Below are 18,632 nucleotides of genomic sequence, written 5' to 3' on the forward strand. Positions count from 1 at the left end.
TGCGGCAAAGGGAGGGCTCAACGCAGCACCGTAGTGCCGAGCCATGCTCGGCAGGGGCGTTACCCAGCCAAGCCAAGCGCACAGCAGAAGCAGTCCTCCCAACCCTCCCCTTGTCTGCGGCAAAGGGAGGGCTCAACGCGGCACTCGCTTCCGCCGGCGCATGCCGCGTACTACCATCGCCGGGCCGGCCAGCGAGGGACGCGGGCGCGAGCATCCAACCGGGGGCGACATGGATCAGGTCTTGAAGGTGCTGGGTGTATTGGCCGTAGCAGCCGCTCTGGCGGGCTGCGGTAATCTGGGCAAGTCCAACGAGACACGTATCAACGATGCAATACCGCCGGGCAGTGCGGTGCTGGCCAGCAAGCAGCGGCTGGAAGTGCAGTTGAAGGCAATGGGGCAGGATGTCGCCGGCTTCGAACAGGCCTACCAGCAGCGTTTGCTGCAACGTGCACGCGAGTGCGGCAAGGACTACAAGGTTTCGCTGTTTGCCAGCAGTGAGAGCGTACGCGACGACCTGGCCGGCAATACCTGCTTTGCCGAAAGTGATGCCGCCCTTGAAGAGTGGCTGGTGCTGCAGCGTATGGCGGTGTTGCTGACCGCGCCGCCGCTGCGCGCGCTTGCCAAACCGCCGGCCAGCTTCATCAGCAGCAACAGTGCCTTCCAGCAGCCCGTGTTTGCCGCCAAAGCTGGCGTTGTGGTGCTGGAGACGGATAGCAAGTACCGGTTGATCGACATGCAGACCAGTGAGGTTCTGCGCGAGGCTGAAGGACGGCTTGATGGTGGGACGCTGTCAGCCAATGGTCGCCTGCTTACCGTGGCCGCTGCTGACGGCGGCATGGAGGTGCTTGAGTCGGCGACCGGCGAGGTATTGGCCACTTACGCGGTGTCGCCACGGCGGTTTCATTGGTTGGAAGGTGTGGGGGCGATCTTCAGTGAGCCGGCCAAGAAAGGCACACAGCGGCGGACCATGATTGTCCTGCTGGATGCAACGGCGGGAAAGCGCATTCCCATTCCGCTCGACGCAGCATCGGTGGACCAGGTGTTGCCGGTACCAGGCAAGCCGAATCACTACCTGTTGTTCTCGCCCCGGCGCTTGGCCGAGATTGCATTGCAGAAGGGCAAGGATGGCTGGTCGGTGCAATTGGTGTCCGAGCAGCCTACGCAGTTCGTTGCCAGTGATCGCGGCCTGGCAACCGCCGTGGACGGCAGCTACGTCGTGGTGGCACAGGGCCAGCTGCGGCAGTTCCTGCTCGCTGACCGGCAGCATCGGATACTGCCGCTGCAGCCGTTGCTGATCAATGCAGTCTGGGCAACGCCGCGCAGCGATGAGCTGCTGCTGCGCGCCCGTGTCGCCGGACCGGTGTTCGACTACCGTCACTATGTCTATTCACTGAGCCGGCAGACGCTGGCGCAGGTGGATTCAACAAAGTTGACATCCACGCAGTTCATCTTCATCCCGTCGTTGCAACGCAATGGTGTCATCGACCAGACCAAGATCCAGGTGTTGGAAGAGCTGCCCTTGCTGCCCGCGCAGGCAGCCAGCAGCGCGATCGCGCAGTACCAGGAGGAAGCCCGTGTCGCGATGTCCACCCGCACGCAGCAATGGGCGGAGATGGAGAGCAATCTCCGCGATATCGAGCTTGCTGCTGCTGGCGCTTCGCCGGAGCATCAACTGCTGGTGCAGCGGGCGCGTGCGGCCCTGGCTGCGCGCAACCAGGCGGTGTCAGCGGCGCCGGCCGCACAGTCGCGCTCCGCCAATGCGCCGTTGGCGGCGTTGGCAGGAAACGCACGTATCGAAGCAGTGGGTGTGTACGAAGCCGCCAATGGCGTTCATGGGGTGGGCATACAACGCCAGGCCGGGTCCATCCAGGTACGGGTGCGCCGCTCCAATGCGCCGACCATTCTGGTGCTCAGTGCCTACGAGCCGGTCAATTGGATGCTGACCGTGGAGAGCGGCGCCAATCTGCAGGCCGTGCTGGTTGGCGGCTATCACCAGGGGCAGGTGTTTGGTGCCGGCAATGCGCGGATCATGCAACTGGGCCGCAATTATGCCTACAAGCGCGGTGACGGCGGTTACAGCGCGCTGGATGCCGAAGTGCAGCGTTTGACCGGCAAGTCGATCGGCGTGTTCCAGGGCCGCTATGACGGCACTACCTTCGTCACCGGCTTGTAGCGGCGTATCGCAGCGCGGCACCTGCTCAGCTTTGTGCGTGCGGCGACACGGAAAAGCCACGCTGCAATAACCGTGGCCGTTGCAGGCTGGCGTTGCGGCATGCTGCCGCTGTGGAGGTTGCAATGATCAGCAAGCAGACCCATCAGAACATGCACAAGGGCGAGCAGAATCGCCCCGACCGTCCGGCTACAGAAGAGGCGCGCAATGCCAATCCTTCGCGGCAGGCCTCGCGTGGTGAGCCCAGTCATCAGAAGGATATGCACGATCAGCACATGCTTGATCAGCGCGAAGCGGGCAAGCGCGATCAGGACAAGAAGCACTAGCTTTACCGCACAACCGGCTGGCGTCGCCCAGGTGCGGTTGACGCTGGTTGGAATCATGAACTCGCGGCGTAGCAGCCTAGTGGGAACCACGGCATTTGATTGAAGCAGGGCAATGCTGCGATTCCATCAGTGTCGAGCAAACGCGCCGAAACGCGGTGATGCCACTTTCCGGTTACAGCACCTGCGGCACGCATTCGCGTGTCGCAGGTGCCTGTCGATGCGGGGATCAATCAATTGGCCGGTTCACCGATGACCAGGCCGCTATCGTCGACGCTGATCACGCCATCCACGGCGGCGGCTGCGGCGCTCATGCGGTCGGCCTCGCTCTGGCTGCCGACCTGGCCGCTCAGTGATACCATCCCGCCACGCGTCTGCACGTGGATCTCCATGCCCGGCGTATCCCGCACACGCAGCAACCTTGCTTTCACTTCGCGGCTTATCCAGGCGTCACTTCCTGGTTGCTCGGCAGCGCGGTCGCCGCTATCGACGGCTGGAGGCGCCTCCTGCGCGGGCAGGGCAGTGGCGGTGGCCACGGGAGTGCAGGTGGGAAGGGCGGCTGCAATCAACAAAGCACTTCGCAGGTGCAGGCGTTTCATCGCGATGCTCCTCTGGGTGGACAGGGGCCGGGTTTTCCTCGACCCGTTGCGAGCCTAGCAAGGCAGGGGTTAGCCAACCGCGTCCTTGTTGTTAGCAGCATGCGAACACCCGGTATTCAGCCAGGGAAATGCCCGCTGAAGAATCGCTCTTCTTTCGGAATTTTCAGCGCACCCGCACGCGACGCTTACGCGATCCGGCCTAGTGTCATGGCCACATCCAAAGCGGAGCCAGCTGATGACACGCGGTGATAAAAGTGCCTATACAGACAAGCAGAAGCGCCAGGCCGAACATATCGAGCAGAGCGAACGCAAGGAAGGGCGCTCGAAGGAAGACGCGGAACGTATCGCCTGGGCGACAGTGAACAAGCAGGATGGCGGTGGCAAGAAGTCGGGTTCGGGGCGGGCGGCGCACAAGCATTGATGTTTTTTGTAGGAGCGGCGTGAGCCGCGAAGCCACTGGTCTTTCAGATCACCAGCTTCGCGGCTCACGCCGCTCCTACAAAGGCAAAGGGCGTTTTCAACTGAAGGCCTTTCTGTCCTTCTCGACGCTCATGCGGTGGCTGCCTGCGGTTGCGATGCTGCGTGTCTTGATGCTCTGCATGAACACCCATTCGCCGCTGATGCTTGCCGGGGTGATTTCGATCATCGCGTAGCCGCGCTGCGAAGTGTCACACCAGCTCAGTTCCGGGTTGCTGGCCATGAAGGCGCGGGCAACGGCATCCGGTGCGGCGGCGAGGCTGCCTTCGATACCGCCGGAAGTGACCGCCTGCACCGCGAATTCCACGCCCGCAGGCCTGCCCTCGTGTTGCAGCGAGTAGGCCCAGGCGTTGTGGCTGTCACCGGACAGCATCACCAGATTGGCATCGGCACTTTGCGCTGCCTGCAACAGGCGCGCTCGGGCCGCCGGATAGCCATCCCAGCGGTCCATCCACATCGGCAGCCCAAGCCGTGCGCCACGCACATTGTTCTTGAAGGTCTGCACGCTGCGCTCGCTGGCGTCACTGCGCAGCATGCCTAGCGTCTCGGCTGGCATCACGGTGCGGCCGAGGATGGTGCCCATGCCAACCAGTTGCCACTGATTGCGCGCGGCATTCGCTTTCAACGCGTCATAAAGCCAGGTTTCCTGCTCGAGGCCGAGCATGGTTGCGGACGGATCCTGCCACGGCCCATCGCGGAAGGTTTCCAGGGCAGCGTCGGTGCCGGCCTTGTAGGCGCTGCCGATATCGGCGGGTTGGGTGCGGCCCAGCAGGCGGGATTCGGTACGGTACAAGGTGCCGAGGTTGCCGATCGGGTAGGCCTTCCACGGTTCATCGGATACCGGCATCCATTCGCGATAGGCCTGCATTGCGGCGGCCTTGCGGGTATTCCAGTCGCCTTCACTGGCGGGTTGGTGATTCTGCGCGCCACCTTGCCAGCTGTCGTTGGCGCTTTCATGGTCGTCCCACAACGCCACCATCGGTGCATTCTGGTGCAGGGCCTGCAGGTCGGCGTCGGCGCGGTAGCAGGCCAGGCGCATGCGGTAGTCCAGCAGCGAGATCATTTCGTGTTCGTGAGCCGGCATCACCTCGCGCTCGGCGATGCGGTCCTGCGCCTTGTACGCGGCGATGCCGTACTCGTAGAGGTAGTCGCCCACATGCAGCCACAGGTCCATGTCCTCGCGTTGCGCGGCATGCGCGTAGGCGTTGAACCAGCCCATCGGCAGGTTGGCGCAGGAGAACAGGCCCAGCCTGAAACGGGCCACGTCGCCTATCGGCAGGGTGCGGGTGCGGCCGGTGGGGGAGTGGCTGCCGTCGGTGGCGATGAAGCGGTACCAGTAGGTTGTGCCGGGCTGCAGGCCGGCCAGGGTGAGCTTGGCGGTCCAGTCGCGGTAGCTGCCGGTGCGTACGCTGGCGGCTGCAACCACATTGCGGAACGCGCGGTCGCTGGCGATCTCCGCTTGCAGGGTGGTCTCGTCGGTGTCGCTGGCGGGCACGTAGCGGGTCCACAGCAACATCGAATGGGGACCGGGTTCGCCGCTGGCGACGTTGTGGGTAAAGCCCTTGGCCGCCTGGATCTGCGCGGCGAAGGCGCGGCCGAGCGGAAGCAGCAGCGCGCCCAGCCCGAGGCTGGCGCCAATGATCAGACGGCGGCGGTCGATGTTGGTGGTCATTGCGGGCTCTTTGGGTTGCTGGTGGCGGGTGAAGCAAGATGGATTGTTGGGCGCGACGGCGTTCCCGCTTCGCACTCCGGCCCTTGCATTGATGCAAGAGCGTTCGTTGCGCAGCGAACCTGCGCTTTGCAAGCTGCCCTCTCCCGCAAGCGGGAGAGGGCAGCAAGCCTTCTTCTTTCGGGGCGTTGTGCCCTTGCCAGTTCGCGCCTCAGAAGCGGCCGCGGATGCCGAAGTTCCACATCGAGCCGTATACGGTGTACATCTGCACGCGGCTGGGGATGTTGGAATAGATCACTTCCGGTTCGTTGAAGATGTTGCGGCCGGCCAGCATCACGTCGATGTTGTCGGTGAGCTTGTAGCTGGCGCTGATGTTCCACAGCTCACGTGCATCGCGGTAGAGGATGCCGTTGTTGGCGGTGGTGGGCGTATTGCTCAGCGCGCTGACGCGGTGCTCGGACTGGTAGTTGCCGTTGATCTGGAAATCAAAGCGGCCGTAGTTGTAGCGGATGCCCCAGTTGGCCGCCTGCTTGGGAATGTTCTGGCGCGGGCCGTCCGGGTTCACCTGGGTCAGTGAGCCATACACGCTCAGGCCCTTCCAGGCGCCGGGCAGGAAAGTCATCTGCTGGTTGTATTCCAGCACCACGCCCTCGTTGGTGCTGGTACCCGGTGCGTTCTGTGCGCTGCGGAAGGTATAGCCCTCGTAGTCGTTCGGGTTGAAGCCGACGTCTTCCGGATTGACGGTGATGCCGGTGACCTGCATGTCCTGCATATCCAGCTTGTAGTACGACAGGCCCAGCAGGCCCGACGGCTCCAGGTAGTACTGCAGGCTGGCGTAGTACTTGGTGGAATGCTCGGGCTTGAGCTGGGCGTTGGGCACGCTGACGATCATGGTGTCGTCGTTGACCGCCACCACACCGCCGAGGTTGCCGTAGTCCGGGCGCAGGATCGACTGGCTGAAAGATAGCTGGCCAACCAGCTTGTCGGTGAAGTCGTATTTGACCCCGCCGCTGAGGAAGAAGTCGTCGTACTCGCCCTTGCGGGTGGTGTAGCGGCCGTTGTTGTACTGGTACATCAGGCCTTCGACGGTATTGACGTTCAGGCCGGCGGCAGTGACCTCGCTGACCGGGCGCACGTCGGCCACGCGGGCGGCGGTACGGGTCTTCTCATAACGCAGGCCGAGGTCGAAGCGGGCATCGCCCAGGCGGGTTTCGGCTTCGATATAGGCCGCATCCACTTCTTCCTGGATACGCTTGTTGTTGTCCAGCCGGCGCTTGAGGTTGCCCACCACATCCGGCACGAAGTATTCCGGGTGTTCCTGGAAGATGTCGTACATCGCGTAGTTGCTGTCGGCGCGCCAACCCTGCTGGTTCATGTTGCCTGCACCGGTACCGATGATCTCGAAGTCGTAATTATTGGTCCACGGCACGCTCGCACCCGGATCGGTCTGACTGCCGTTGGGGCCTACATATTTGTATTGCTGGTACGAGCCTTCATTGGTGCGCCAGTCATTGCGGCGCGTGCCCAGGCCACCCATCAGCGTCACCGGCGTATCGTTGAAGCTGAGGTGGCGCTTCAGGTCGAGGTTGACGCCATACTGGTCGTTGAGTGCATCGGACTCCGCGCTGCGCACGTTGTAGCCGATCTCGGCATCACGGTTGAAGTTGCTTGGGTCGCCCCACGGGCGCCCGCCGGTCTGGGCGAGGTTCCATTCGTGCGAGCTCTCCGAGGGGCGATCCAGGGTGAAGCCGATGCCGGTCAACCAGCTGTCGGTGCGCTGGAAGAAGCCCTTGCTGGTGTCGCGGAAATTGAACTCGGCACCGGAATAACTACCGCGCAGCACTGCTTCCCAGTCCTCGCCCTTGTACTCCAGCTTGGGCGCGATCAGGTAGGCCGGCGTGCCGGCATAGCGGTGCGAGTACTGGGTGTGCAGGCGGGTATTGGTGCCGTTGGGATTGACCACGATGTGGTTGGGGGTGGAACCCGGCGCGGCTTCGGACTTGCTGGTGGTGCCGAAGATCAGATAGGTGTACTGGTTGAAGTACTCCACGTCGTACATCGAGTAGGTGCTGCGCAGGGACGCCACCAGCTCATCGGTGATCTGGTAATCCAGGCTCAGGTTGGCGGCGGTGCGGCTGGTCATCTTCGGGCCCGGGCGCCACATCACCCGGTAGGGTATGGCGCTGCCATCAGCCTTATAGGCGTAGTCGGTCTGGATGCGGTCCTGCTGCACATAGTTGGCGTTGTAGCTGGCGTTGAACTCCACGCCGAAGCGCCCGTCCATGAACACGTCGCCGAAGCCGAACTGGCCGGATGGGTAGATGGTGTCGTGCTTCTTGTCATCCGGGAAATACTTGCCCGACCAGTTGGAATCGGAGGTGCCCACCGCTCCAAGCTGGAACACGATGTCGCGCTTGGTGCGCTGGAACGCGTACTTGCTGCGCAGGTTGATGTTGCCACCGGGAGAATCGGCGTCCATCGCCGCAGTCAACGTGTTGTTGAGCTCGATCGATTCGATGCCGGTGATCGACATCTGCTCGAACGAGTTCTGCCGGCCCGAATTATTGTTCGAGGTGGCCGTGGCCATGCGCGCGCCATCGGTGGTGAAGGTGGAGTACTTCGGGTCCAGGCCGCCGATTCGCACTGCGGTGGCATCCACCTCGGTGTAATCCAGCGACAGGCCTGGCATCGACTTCATGAACTCGCCGACATCGCCCATGGTCAGCGCGCCGTAATTGTCGGCAGCCACCACGTTCTTGGCGTTCATCGCTGCGCGCCGCTCCATGATCGCGCTGGCCTGGCCGTCGCGTGAAGCGGTGACCTTGATCGCGTCCAGGTCGGTTGCATCACCGCCACCGGCGGCATAGGACGGCGCCTTCAAGGCGACCTCGACGCTGGTGGTCTTGCCGGCATCAATCGAAGCGCTGAGTCTTGCTTCCTGCAGGCCGGTGTATTTCACCAGCACGGTGACATCGCCGGCGGGAATGCCGGTCAACTGGAAGTGGCCACCTTCCTGCGAGTAGCTGACATTGCGGCTGCCTTCGATACGCACCTCGGCGTTGCGCACGTACTCGCCGGTGGCAGTGTTGAGTACGCGGCCACGCAGGCTGCCGCTGCCGATGGTCTGGCTGCTGCCGTCTGTGGCTTGTTGCGCCAGCAGGTCGGGCGAAACGCAAAGCGCTGCCAGGATGGCGCTGACCAGCGCCGACTTCTTTACTTCGAGCATGGATCTGTTCCGGAGAGTGTGGGAGTACCGCACACAGCTGGGGCTACGCCGTGCAAGCGGCGCCACCTTACGTCCGGACAATTACAGAACCTTTACGTTTGAGTCATGGATACTGTCGCTAGTGAAACTGCTTTTGCTTTGCTCTGGGCGCGCAGGGGTGCGGGGCGCTGTGGGGCTGGCGTTTGTCGTGTGCGAGGCTTGCGTACCTGAGAATTTCTGATCGCGTGTGGGAGTGCAGATGTGTGCGCTGGTGCACATGCAGGTTTCAGCGCCGAGGCCATCAACCCGCCGGGCCGCGGGCCATTGTCTTTGTGGGAGCGGCGTAAGCCGCGAAGCTAGAGCTGCCAGAAAGCAGCCGCTTCCAGCATTGCGTTGATTGGCTGAAGCGCGTTCGTACGGAGTTCTGCAGATGTGTCAGCTTCGCGGCTTACGCCGCTCCCACAAAAGCGGGGGGATCGCGACGACGGTGGTTGTTGTAGGAGCGGCGTAAGCCGCGAAGCCACTGTTATCCAAGACGCTCATCAGCGTTGGAATCTGCAACTACAGAATTTCCATATGATTGCGCAGCTCCAAGCTTGCTTGTTGCTATCAGCTTCGCGGCCTACACCACTCCCACGGAAGATGCGCTTGAGCGCGTCATGGCGCAACAAACGGCTGCTCAGGCTCGCCAGTCCAACGCATCAGCTGCAGGTCTGCGCCTTGTTTGCCATCACGCTTGAAGTTGGTGGCCAGGTAGAACAAGCCATCGCCTACGGCCTGCAGGCCGACGTCGGCTTTCTGGTTCCAGCCGCGGATGCCGGTGGCTGGGTCTTTCAATCCGGCATCGGCCAGCGGCAGCAGCAGCCCTTGTTCCCAACGGTTTGGGCTGTTGCCGGGCACGCCAATCAGATCGCCCTGCCGCGGTGTTGCGGCTGCATCCACGGCGAACAGCAGATAATTCGGGAGCGTCGGCTTCCTGCCTTGGTAGACGCCCATGAACCAGCGCTGTTGCGAGGCGTCATAGCTCAGGTTCTGCACGCCATAGCTGGTATTGCCGGTGCGCACGAAGTACTTGCCTTCCAGCTCGCGCGGGCCGCTGTGATGCGGTGCCGCCTCTATCAGCGGTTTTGCCTGTGTCTGCCAGTCGCTGATGTCGTATTGCAGCAGTACCTGGTGATCATTGTCGCTGCGCTCGGTATTTCCATAGATGCCATAGGCAACGGTCAGCAGCTGCGGGCCATCGGTGTGGCCAAAGCGCGGACCAAAGGCGACGCCATCAATGCCGGAACAACCATAGCGGTGATCGGGCGAGGCGGTCTCATTGCCGCGGTACTTGCCATCGTCGCCGTCGAAGCGGCCATCACCATTGATGTCGGCGGTGTAGTCGCTCACCACTTCCGGCAGATAGACCGTGCGCAGGATGTCGCTGTCGGCGGCCTGGATGCCGACGCGGTCGATGCGCTGCACATCGATCATCGCGATGTAGAACGCCTGGTCCTTCTTGTACTCCAGCGAGCCGTAGACCTTGCCATCGTCGGGATTGAAATCCAGATCACCAAGATGGCCGGTCCAACCTTCCAGCGTGCCGACCAGACGGCCTTGCAGATCGTAGCGGGCCAGCAGGTTGGTGAACGAGTAGTAGATATAGCCGCCCTGCAGATCCACCGCGATGCCCTGCACATGGCCGGAGGCCCAGCTGCCGCCGTGTTGCTGCATGGGTAGCTGCGCGGGCGCGGCGGCGTTGGCAATGCCGCCAGCAGCGACGCACGCGGCCAGGACGATCTGAAGCAGCGAATGTTTCATGTTGTTGGTTGATTGCCGGACCAACCACCTAACCTGGCTGCTGAAGGTGACGCGGGGATGACAGCCTCACGCTGCGTCTTTGTAGCCTGACAGCAAGCACTGCGCCGTGACCGGGTCGGTCAGGTCACGGCGCGGCGCCCGACACGCAGCCGACATGACGCCGGCTGCCGGGTAGGGGAAGAAGGGCTCAGGCCTCTTCTTCCTCCTCCTCTTCTTCGTCTTCTTCTTCCTCGTCTTCGTCTTCTTCCTCATCCTCTTCTTCAAAGGCATCGGCTTCTTCGACACGGACGAAGTTGGGCAGGGTGTCGGCGAAACCGATCTGCTTGCCGTTGGCCAGCATCGGGCGCACGGCGCGCTTGCCGGCTTCTTCCACTACCGCAAAGCACACCAGGCTCTGGGCGCTTTCGTCACCGGCTTCTTCGAACACGGCTACCCAGCCGTCGGCGGGGATGATCTGGATGATGTTGTCTTGCATGGCTGGAGGGGTGGTTGAAGGAAGCACGAGCTTGCGCGATGGCAGGCGCGCTTTGCAACCGCACATTGCAGTGCGGCCCAGGTGGGATACTGAGCTGGTCTGTCAGCGGGAGCGGCCCATGCCGGAAATGCCAGCAAGAACGCCGGATGGCCGTTACCTGGTCGTGCGCGGGCGGTTGTGGCGGGCCAGCAATCCGGGCCTGCCTGAGCAGGTGCGCAGCGCGCTGGTCCAGGCGCTGATGGCGGCGCGCCGTGAGGTGGGCATCGCACGCCGCGCAGGTGACCGCGAACGCTTGGCCAAGGCCGGTGCGGCCGTGGATGCCGCCAAGCAGGCCTTGGGCGAGCGCGGGCCGGTGTGGTGGACCGACGGCGCGCCGGATTTCAATCGTCATCTGGCCAGGAACACGCCTTACGCGGACTGGTATGCAGCGCTGCAGCTGGGCTGAGTGACAGGTGGCTTTACTCGGCGTGGCGTGGCGACGAGGATGGCTGCAGTCCCGAAACGGAAGCGCGCCATGTTCCAGTGCCGTACCCTCGCCACCGCTGCCGACGGCACGGCGCCACCCTCGTTGTGGGTGGACCTGTGCCAACCAACGCCGGAAGAGCTGCAGCAGGCGTCGCGGCAGGTGGGTTTCCGCATTCCCGACCGCGCCGGTATCAGCGAGATCGAATTCAGCAGCCGGGTGCGGGTGGAAGGTGATGCGCTGGTGCTGAACCTGCCGCGGTTCCAGTACGAGACCGAACATGTGGTCGGGCCGCTGGGTTTCGTGGTGGCCCCGCATGCGCTGGTGGTGCAGCGCGAGCATCGCGTCGACGCGCTGGAGGGGGTGGAGAACGAACTGGGCAAGCACCCCTGCAATGGCTCGGCCGATCTGTTCCTGCGCATGATCGAACACATCGTCGACCGCCTGGCTGATCTGCTGGAGTCGCTGGAAAGCACGATGAGCGAGTTCTCCCGGCAGGCCTTCAATCATCCCAAGGGCAAGCGGGCCACGCGCCGGCTGGAGCAGATGCTGCACGAGGTGGGGATGATGGGGCGGCGTATCGGCGCCTTGCACAATACCTTGCACGGCATGCTGCGGATGATGAACTACCTGGATGAGGCGACGCCGGCGTGGTTTGGTGCCGATGCGCCGAAGCGGATCAAGCTGGTGGTCAAGGACCTGGCCTCGTTGAGCGAGTTCGAGCAGCAGCTGGGCGACCGCAACGAATTCCTGCTGGACAGCGTGCTGGGCCTGATCAACATGGACCAGAACGAGGTGATGAAGGTGATGGCGGTAGCCTCGGTGGTCGGTATCCCGCCGACGGTGCTGGTGGGGGTGTGGGGTATGAACTTCGCGTCGATGCCCGAACTGCACTGGCATTACGGCTATGCCATCGCACTGGCCGCCGTGGGCCTGAGCATCGTGGTGCCGTTGTTGTGGTTCAAACGACGCGGCTGGATCTGAGTGGCGGGGATGCGACGCATTCTCGCCTACAATCCCAGCTCTTTTGAACGCCTGATGGAATCGATGTCTGCCAAACCCATGACCCCCGCCGGCAAGTTGTTTGCCGCCGCCGCACTGATTGAAGGTGTTACCTGGGCCGGTCTGCTGATCGGCATGCTGCTCAAGTACGGCACCGGCACCACCGAGCTGGTGGTGTGGTTGTTCGGCCGCCTGCACGGGGCGGCGTTCCTGTTCTACGTCGCGGTCAGTCTGTACGCCTGGGTGAAGCTGCGTTGGCCGCTGTGGACGGTGTTGCTGGCCCTGCTCGCGGCGGTGCCGCCGCTGGTGACGGTGCCGCTGGAAATGTGGTTCCGTCGCATTGGCCTGTTGTCCGAGCGCAGCGCCTGATTGTGCGCTGACAAGCAATGGCGCGGCCGGCTTCCACACGGTCGCGCCATTGAACCTGCAAGGTGACGCTAGGTGGTACTGGCTCCGGTTGATGCGTTACGGAAGCAGTTCTTGCGCGGTGCTGCTGTGCTCATGAGTGTCGATGCTTTACCTCGTCAGCTGCCTTGCCCATTGCTTTCTGCGCCTTTCCAGCATTTTTTTCCATGTTGCCGGCCATCTGCTGGGTCTTGTTGCCGGTCATCTTTCCAGCAGCTTCCTTGATGGCACCCTTGATTTCGTGTTTGGTGCCTTCAACACGATTGCGGTCCACGTACGGTCTCCGGAAACGTCTGCCTTGCTGCAGACGGCTTGAGACTGCGCAACCACGGGTTTGCTGCAGGTGAGTGCAATGTTGTGATCGTGTTGCGCGCGCGCCGATATTTAGCCTGGGTTGGGGATATGCGTGTTTAGCCAGGCTGCGTGCCAGAAGCAGACAAGCGGGTTCAGCGAGGCCGGTGTTTTCGTTGCGTGGATGACCGGCATGTCAGCGAGGTTGGTCTGCATTGCAGGATCGGCTGTTACCGCAACCACGCCTGCCTGTGGGTGCAAACGGGCGGTGCTTGGCGTGTGAGCAGTGCGGCAGGTGGCCTCGTGCATGCTCGCCAGCGGTGAACTCCGATGGCCGCGTCTGGCGTGCTTGGCGCGGAGACCGTGGTACGGACAGGAAGCGGGCCGTGTGCGCCAGCGGCGTGCCATGGCGCGGTCCTGGGCCCAGGCACAGCGGTCAAACAGCCCGACATCATCGCCAATCTGGCTGACAAAGGTGTGCCTGCGGTATTGATGGTGGATAATTCATCGGCCGCCAATGCCATGCCGGGATTGCCGCGGATGGTCATGAAACGGCAGGGGAGGCGGGATTGCCACCTCCAGCGAGGTGGTTCGAGGGGGCTCCCGCATCGCGATCGGCAGGGTTCGTTTGCCGCAGGTTTAGGTTGGTTCTACTAGTTTTTCCGGCTGCTCGGCTTCTCCTTCAAGGAATTCAGGTGCAACACGCAAGCAAACAGCGGTACCGCATGGTGGGCCGCCAGGACTGGCTGCAGATGCCGCAGTGGGGCAATCAATGAGTAACAGTGTCACCACCAACAATGGCCTGGATGCCGGCATTGCAGTGCTGCCAGCCGAGCATCCGTTGCCGATGCCGGAGCAGTCGCTGCGTTCGGGTTCGCTGCATGTGCCGCGGCAGAAGACCGCGCCGGCCAATATCGGCCTGCGCCGCCTGTATGTGTTCGGCACCACCGCATTGGCCACGCTGGCGGCGACCTGGTTGATGGCGCGGGTGCTGTCCAGTGGCGGCATCAACGTGCTGGAAGGCTGCCTGCTGGTGCTGTTCGTGGCGCTGTTCGCGTGGATTGCGATGTCCTTCGTCAGCAGCCTGGCCGGCCTGCAGGCGTTGCTGCGTGGCCGCCGAAAACTCGGCATCTACCCGGATACGCCGCTGCCGCAGCTGCGCAGCCGTACCGCCCTGTTGATGCCGACCTACAACGAAGACCCGCGGCGGATGATGGCCGGCCTGCAGGCGATCTACGAGTCGGTCGCAGCTACCGGCCAGCTGGAGCACTTTGATTTCTACGTGCTCAGTGACACCACCCGCGATGCGATCGGCCGCGCCGAGGAGCAGGTGTTCGCGCGTCTGGTGGAAGCCACCGGCGGCGCCGACCGCTTGTACTACCGGCGCCGCGCCAGCAATGTCGGGCGCAAGGCCGGCAATATCGCCGACTGGGTGCGTCGCTTTGGCGGCGCCTATCCGCAGATGCTGATCCTGGACGCCGACAGTCTGATGACCGGTGACGTGATCGTGCGTTTGGTATCGGCAATGGAAAACCATCCCAGCGTGGGCCTGATCCAGTCGCTGCCGGCGGTGGTTGGCGGGCGCACCGCGTTTGCCCGCATGCAGCAGTTTGGTGGCCGCGTATACGGGCCGGTGATGGCCTATGGCGTGGCCTGGTGGCATGGCGCCGAGAGCAATTACTGGGGCCACAATGCGGTGATCCGCACCCAGGCCTTTGCCGAGCAGGCCGGCTTGCCGGAGCTGCCCGGGCGCAAGCCGTTTGGCGGGCATGTGCTGAGCCATGACTTTGTCGAGGCGGCGCTGATGCGCCGTGGTGGCTGGGCCGCGCACATGGTGCCCTACCTGCACGGCAGCTACGAAGAAGGCCCGCCGACCCTGACCGATCTGCTGATCCGCGACCGCCGCTGGTGCCAGGGCAACCTGCAGCATTCCAAGGTGGTTGCAACCCCGGGCCTGCACTGGGTGAGCCGGGTGCATATGCTGATTGGCATCGGCCACTATTTCACTGCGCCGATGTGGGCGATGCTGATGCTGATCGGTATCGCCATTCCGTTGATCCATGGCGGCATCGACCTGGCCCAGGAGCTGCACCTGAAGATCTCGCCAGTGCATTACTGGCGCGAGCTCGACCAGAATGGCGTGTTCTGGGTGTTCCTGGTGACCATGGTGGCGCTGCTGTCGCCCAAGCTGATGGGCTATGTGGCGATGCTCACATCGCGCAAGGAACGCATCGGCTGCGGCGGTGCCTTCCGTGCTTTTGTTTCGATGCTGCTGGAGACGCTGCTGGCGGCCTTGATGGCACCGGTGGTGATGTATGTGCAGTCGCGCGGTGTGGCTGAAGTGCTGGCCGGCAAGGATTCGGGCTGGGATGCACAGCAGCGCGATGACGGCAGCATTTCCCTGCGCGATCTGCTGCGCAGTTACGGTGGCCTGAGCGTGTTCGGCGTAGTGATGGGTGTGGCCGCGTACATGGTGTCGCCGTCACTGGCGGCATGGATGGCGCCGGTGGTGATCGGCATGGCGTTGGCGGTACCGGTGGTGGCCTGGACCTCGTCGCGCAAGGCCGGTGATTGGCTGCGCCGTCACGGCCTGCTATGCATCCCGGAAGAGAACGCCCCCCCAGCCGTATTGCTGCGTGCCGCCGAACTGCGTGCCGCCGCGTTGAAAGAACCGCTGCAGGACTGAAGCGACGCCGTTCCTGCAGGGCCCCGGATTTGCCGTGGCTGTGTAGGAGCGGCGCAAGCCGCGAAGCCGGTAACGCTGCGGCCACCATTCAATCAGCAACCTGACCAATGCAGCCGGCTTTGCTTCAACCGGCCACATAGCCAGCTTCGCGGCTTACGCCGCTCCTACAAGAATCTGGATTTGCGATGGTTTTGTGGGAACGGCGCAAGCCGCGAAGCCGGTAACGCTGCGGCCACCATTCAATCAGCAACCTGACCAATGCAGCTGGCTTTGCTTCAACCGGCCAGATGGTCAGCTTCGCGGCTGACGCCGCTCCCACAATCAATATTCCGGAATCCGGCCGTCCCGGCAGCAGGCAGGCATAATCCAAGCTTGTCCTTGGGAGTTGTAGACATGCTGGAAACAGTGGAGCAGGAAACCGGTGCGGTGCCGGAATGGTCGGTGATCTGGTTGCATGGGCTCGGTGCCGATGGCCATGACTTCGCGCCGATCGTGCCGGAGCTGGTGCGTCCGCAGTGGCCTGCCATCCGCTTCGTGTTTCCGCATGCGCCCAAGCGCCCGGTCAGCATCAACAACGGCATGCCGATGCGGGCCTGGTACGACATCGTCAGCATGGATTTCCGCAGCCGCGCCGACGCCACCGGTGTGGCCGAATCGGTGCAGCAGCTTGAAGCGCTGATCGCCCGCGAGCAGGCCCGCGGCATTCCCGCCAGCCGCATCGTGCTGGCCGGTTTCTCGCAGGGTGGGGCGATCATCCTGTCGGCCGGGCTCAAGCGCAGCGAACCGGTTGCCGGGCTGGTGGCCTTGTCCACCTATCTGCCGGAAGTGGATGCCGCGCCGTCACAGCTGGTGGACGGCGCGACCTCGCAGCCGGTTTTCATGGCCCACGGCAGCGCCGATCCGGTGATCCCGCTGGCCATCGCCGAGCACAGCGCGCAGGTGCTGACCACGCTGGGCTTTGCCGTCCAGTGGCAGCGTTACCCGATGGCCCACCAGGTCTGCGGCGAGGAAATCCACGCGCTAGGCGACTGGCTGCAGGCCCGTTTCGCGCAGGCCTGAGCAGTTTGTGAGCTGTACCGCAGTTGTCGGTTTGTTGACGGCGGCGTGCAGCGAACCCGGCTACCATGTCGCCACGACTGGGGAGCCGTGAGCGAGGTAGAGGGCGTGAGGGTAGTAATTGCCGATGATGAGCCGTTGGCGCGCGAGCGCCTGCGCGCGCTGTTGGCCGAGCTTGCACAGGTAAGCGTGGTTGGCGAGGCCGCCAACGGCAATGATGCCTTGCATGTCTGTGCACAGACCCAACCGGATCTGGTGCTGCTGGATATCGCCATGCCGGGCATAGATGGTCTTGAAGTTGCCCGGCACCTGGCCGGCTTCGAGCCGCGCCCGGCCGTGGTGTTCTGCACCGCTTACGACGCCCACGCCCTGTCCGCCTTTGAAGCGGCGGCGATTGACTACCTGATGAAGCCGGTGCGGGCCGAACGCCTGGTAGCGGCATTGGAACGTGCGCGTACCTTCATCGCCGGCCGCCTCAACGCCGCGCCGGCCGCAGCCACGTCGGCAAGACGGGTGCTGTGCGCGCGCTTGCGCGGCAGCCTGCGGCTGGTGCCGGTGGAGGACATCCTCTACCTGCAGGCCGAGGAGAAGTACGTGGTGGTGCACCATCTGCGTGGCGAGGATCTGATCGAGGAGTCGCTGCGTTCGCTGGAAGACGAGTTTTCCGGGCGCTTCATCCGCATCCATCGCAACTGCCTGATTGCCCGCGATCGCCTGCAGGAGGTGCGGCGCACGCCGGCCGGGCAGGTGCAGGCGGTGTTGCGGGATGTCCCGCAGCCGCTGGAAATCAGCCGCCGCTGCGTGGCCGGGCTGAAGACTGAACTGGAACGGCGGTGACCCGGCTGCTGGCAGCGGCGATAATGGCGGCATGAGCATCCTGCGTATCGCCACCCGAAAGAGCCCGCTTGCCCTGTGGCAGAGCGAACACGTTGCCGACCGTCTGCGCCAGGCCCACCCGGGGCTGCAGGTGGAGCTTGTGCCGATGAGCACCCGCGGCGATGAAATCCTCGACCGTTCGCTGGCCGCCATTGGTGGCAAGGGCCTGTTCCTGAAGGAGCTGGAAGTGGCGATGCTGCGCGGCGATGCCGACTGCGCGGTGCATTCGCTCAAGGACGTGCCGATGGAACTGGAGCCGCCGTTCGCATTGCCGGCGATCCTGACCCGTGCCGACTCCGCCGACGCCTTTGTATCCAACCACTATCCCTCGCTGGAAAGCCTGCCGCAGGGCGCCTGCGTGGGCACATCCTCGCTGCGTCGTCAGGCCCAGCTGCGCGCGCTGCGCCCGGACCTGCAATCGCGTGACCTGCGCGGCAACGTCAATACGCGGCTGGCCAAACTGGATGCAGGCGAATACGACGCCATCATCCTGGCCTGCGCTGGCCTGGAGCGATTGGAACTGGGCGCACGTATCCGTGACCGCCTGCGTGCCCCGCAGTGGCTGCCGGCACCGGCACAGGCTGCGGTGGCGATCGAATGCAGGGCGGAAGATACAGCGACCATCAACCTGCTCAAGGCGCTGGATGACGCATCCACGCGCAGCTGCGTGGAAGCCGAGCGGGCCATGAACCGGGCGCTGGATGGCAGCTGCCATGTGCCGGTAGCGGGCCTGGCGCAGTGGCGCGGTGAGGACCTGTGGCTGCAGGGCCTGGTCGGCGGCGTGGCCGATGGCCGTGTGGTGCGTGCTCAAGCGCAGGGTCCGGCAAGCAACCCGGAGGCCGTGGGCCGTGAAGTGGCGCGGCTGCTGTTGGAAGGTGGCGCGGGCGAGCTGCTGCGCTGAGGGGAAGGCCGTATTGGCCGTTGTGGGCTGTTGTAGGAGCGGCGTAAGCCGCGAAGCCACAAATTGCCAGGTAACGCAGAGAGCGCCGGTTGTATCGGCGCGCAAGCATTGTCAGCTTCGCGGCTTACGCCGCTCCCACAACACCGATTGCCGGCCTTTCAGGGGTTGCGGGTAAAGCCCCTGCCGAGCATGGCTCGGCACTACCGATGCAGGGAGCTGAGCCCTCCCTTT

Annotated in this window: 15 protein-coding genes and 1 pseudogene; 10 read left to right on the plus strand and 6 right to left on the minus strand. The window is 63.7% G+C overall.

Annotated features, from left to right (window positions below; translation table 11 throughout):
* The first annotated feature begins 229 nt into the window (after positions 1-229).
* Both ABB27_RS18190 and ABB27_RS18195 read left to right on the plus strand, forming a co-directional pair.
* Positions 230-2,173, plus strand: coding sequence for a hypothetical protein (locus ABB27_RS18190; protein ID WP_057630596.1), 1,944 nt, complete (start codon positions 230-232; stop codon positions 2,171-2,173).
* Between the two features lie 122 nt (positions 2,174-2,295).
* Positions 2,296-2,496, plus strand: coding sequence for a hypothetical protein (locus ABB27_RS18195; protein WP_152984681.1), 201 nt, complete (start codon positions 2,296-2,298; stop codon positions 2,494-2,496).
* A 230-nt stretch (positions 2,497-2,726) separates the two neighbouring features.
* Here the strand turns inward: ABB27_RS18195 and ABB27_RS19480 are convergent, their stop codons facing one another.
* On the minus strand, positions 2,727-3,092 hold the full coding sequence (locus ABB27_RS19480) for a BON domain-containing protein (protein ID WP_082746621.1): 366 nt from the start codon (positions 3,090-3,092) through the stop codon (positions 2,727-2,729).
* A gap of 235 nt (positions 3,093-3,327) precedes the next feature.
* Between ABB27_RS19480 and ABB27_RS18200 the strand changes: the two are divergent.
* Positions 3,328-3,507: pseudogene (locus ABB27_RS18200) on the plus strand (hypothetical protein); the annotation flags it as partial.
* A 102-nt stretch (positions 3,508-3,609) separates the two neighbouring features.
* Here ABB27_RS18200 and ABB27_RS18205 read toward each other — a convergent pair.
* The 4 genes from ABB27_RS18205 to ABB27_RS20080 form a co-directional block, all read right to left on the minus strand.
* Positions 3,610-5,241, minus strand: a complete 1,632-nt coding sequence (locus tag ABB27_RS18205) for an alkaline phosphatase D family protein (protein ID WP_057630602.1) — start codon at positions 5,239-5,241, stop codon at positions 3,610-3,612.
* 208 nt (positions 5,242-5,449) lie between these two features.
* Positions 5,450-8,464 carry a TonB-dependent receptor domain-containing protein gene (locus ABB27_RS18210; RefSeq protein WP_057630604.1) on the minus strand — a complete coding sequence of 1,005 codons (3,015 nt, stop codon included), beginning with the start codon at positions 8,462-8,464 and terminating at the stop codon, positions 5,450-5,452.
* A gap of 636 nt (positions 8,465-9,100) precedes the next feature.
* On the minus strand, positions 9,101-10,246 hold the full coding sequence (locus ABB27_RS18215; protein ID WP_057630606.1) for a hypothetical protein: 1,146 nt from the start codon (positions 10,244-10,246) through the stop codon (positions 9,101-9,103).
* 187 nt (positions 10,247-10,433) lie between these two features.
* On the minus strand, positions 10,434-10,721 hold the full coding sequence (locus ABB27_RS20080) for a hypothetical protein (protein WP_057630609.1): 288 nt from the start codon (positions 10,719-10,721) through the stop codon (positions 10,434-10,436).
* Positions 10,722-10,839: 118 nt separating this feature from the next.
* Between ABB27_RS20080 and ABB27_RS18225 the strand changes: the two genes are divergently transcribed.
* The 3 genes from ABB27_RS18225 (at position 10,840) to ABB27_RS18235 (ending at position 12,555) form a co-directional block, all read left to right on the plus strand.
* Positions 10,840-11,166, plus strand: coding sequence for a hypothetical protein (locus tag ABB27_RS18225; protein ID WP_083491380.1), 327 nt, complete (start codon positions 10,840-10,842; stop codon positions 11,164-11,166).
* Between the two features lie 69 nt (positions 11,167-11,235).
* Positions 11,236-12,168, plus strand: coding sequence for a CorA family divalent cation transporter (locus ABB27_RS18230; protein ID WP_057630611.1), 933 nt, complete (start codon positions 11,236-11,238; stop codon positions 12,166-12,168).
* Positions 12,169-12,246: 78 nt separating this feature from the next.
* Positions 12,247-12,555, plus strand: a complete 309-nt coding sequence (locus ABB27_RS18235) for a DUF3817 domain-containing protein (RefSeq protein ID WP_057630625.1) — start codon at positions 12,247-12,249, stop codon at positions 12,553-12,555.
* Between the two features lie 130 nt (positions 12,556-12,685).
* On the opposite strand, the gene ABB27_RS18240 is transcribed toward ABB27_RS18235, so the two are convergent.
* On the minus strand, positions 12,686-12,865 hold the full coding sequence (locus tag ABB27_RS18240; protein WP_057630613.1) for a CsbD family protein: 180 nt from the start codon (positions 12,863-12,865) through the stop codon (positions 12,686-12,688).
* Between the two features lie 789 nt (positions 12,866-13,654).
* Here ABB27_RS18240 and mdoH point away from each other — a divergent pair.
* From mdoH to hemC, 4 genes are all read left to right on the plus strand, one after another.
* Positions 13,655-15,568 (plus strand): glucans biosynthesis glucosyltransferase MdoH, encoded by a 1,914-nt coding sequence (gene mdoH / locus ABB27_RS18245; RefSeq protein WP_057630615.1) that lies wholly within the window; start codon positions 13,655-13,657, stop codon positions 15,566-15,568.
* Between the two features lie 393 nt (positions 15,569-15,961).
* The gene (locus tag ABB27_RS18250; RefSeq protein WP_057630617.1) at positions 15,962-16,627 is read left to right on the plus strand and encodes an alpha/beta hydrolase; all 666 of its coding nucleotides are present in this window, start codon (positions 15,962-15,964) and stop codon (positions 16,625-16,627) included.
* Between the two features lie 105 nt (positions 16,628-16,732).
* Positions 16,733-17,461 (plus strand): LytR/AlgR family response regulator transcription factor, encoded by a 729-nt coding sequence (locus ABB27_RS18255; RefSeq protein WP_057630619.1) that lies wholly within the window; start codon positions 16,733-16,735, stop codon positions 17,459-17,461.
* Between the two features lie 31 nt (positions 17,462-17,492).
* The gene (gene hemC / locus ABB27_RS18260) at positions 17,493-18,401 is read left to right on the plus strand and encodes a hydroxymethylbilane synthase (RefSeq protein WP_057630620.1); all 909 of its coding nucleotides are present in this window, start codon (positions 17,493-17,495) and stop codon (positions 18,399-18,401) included.
* Positions 18,402-18,632: the final 231 nt, after the last annotated feature.

The sequence above is a fragment of the Stenotrophomonas terrae genome, assembly GCF_001431465.1.
Classification (GTDB): domain Bacteria; phylum Pseudomonadota; class Gammaproteobacteria; order Xanthomonadales; family Xanthomonadaceae; genus Stenotrophomonas; species Stenotrophomonas terrae.

Excerpts from the sequence above, each read along its gene's own strand:
- ABB27_RS18190 (WP_057630596.1), top strand. The coding sequence starts at position 230 with ATGGATCAGGTCTTGAAGGTGCTGGGTGTATTGGCCGTAGCAGCCGCT.
- ABB27_RS18195 (WP_152984681.1), top strand. The coding sequence starts at position 2,296 with ATGATCAGCAAGCAGACCCATCAGAACATGCACAAGGGCGAGCAGAAT.
- ABB27_RS19480 (WP_082746621.1), bottom strand. The coding sequence starts at position 3,092 with ATGAAACGCCTGCACCTGCGAAGTGCTTTGTTGATTGCAGCCGCCCTT.
- ABB27_RS18205 (WP_057630602.1), bottom strand. The coding sequence starts at position 5,241 with ATGACCACCAACATCGACCGCCGCCGTCTGATCATTGGCGCCAGCCTC.
- ABB27_RS18210 (WP_057630604.1), bottom strand. The coding sequence starts at position 8,464 with ATGCTCGAAGTAAAGAAGTCGGCGCTGGTCAGCGCCATCCTGGCAGCG.
- ABB27_RS18215 (WP_057630606.1), bottom strand. The coding sequence starts at position 10,246 with ATGAAACATTCGCTGCTTCAGATCGTCCTGGCCGCGTGCGTCGCTGCT.
- ABB27_RS20080 (WP_057630609.1), bottom strand. The coding sequence starts at position 10,721 with ATGCAAGACAACATCATCCAGATCATCCCCGCCGACGGCTGGGTAGCC.
- ABB27_RS18225 (WP_083491380.1), top strand. The coding sequence starts at position 10,840 with ATGCCGGAAATGCCAGCAAGAACGCCGGATGGCCGTTACCTGGTCGTG.
- ABB27_RS18230 (WP_057630611.1), top strand. The coding sequence starts at position 11,236 with ATGTTCCAGTGCCGTACCCTCGCCACCGCTGCCGACGGCACGGCGCCA.
- ABB27_RS18235 (WP_057630625.1), top strand. The coding sequence starts at position 12,247 with ATGACCCCCGCCGGCAAGTTGTTTGCCGCCGCCGCACTGATTGAAGGT.
- mdoH (WP_057630615.1), top strand. The coding sequence starts at position 13,655 with ATGAGTAACAGTGTCACCACCAACAATGGCCTGGATGCCGGCATTGCA.
- ABB27_RS18250 (WP_057630617.1), top strand. The coding sequence starts at position 15,962 with ATGCTGGAAACAGTGGAGCAGGAAACCGGTGCGGTGCCGGAATGGTCG.
- hemC (WP_057630620.1), top strand. The coding sequence starts at position 17,493 with ATGAGCATCCTGCGTATCGCCACCCGAAAGAGCCCGCTTGCCCTGTGG.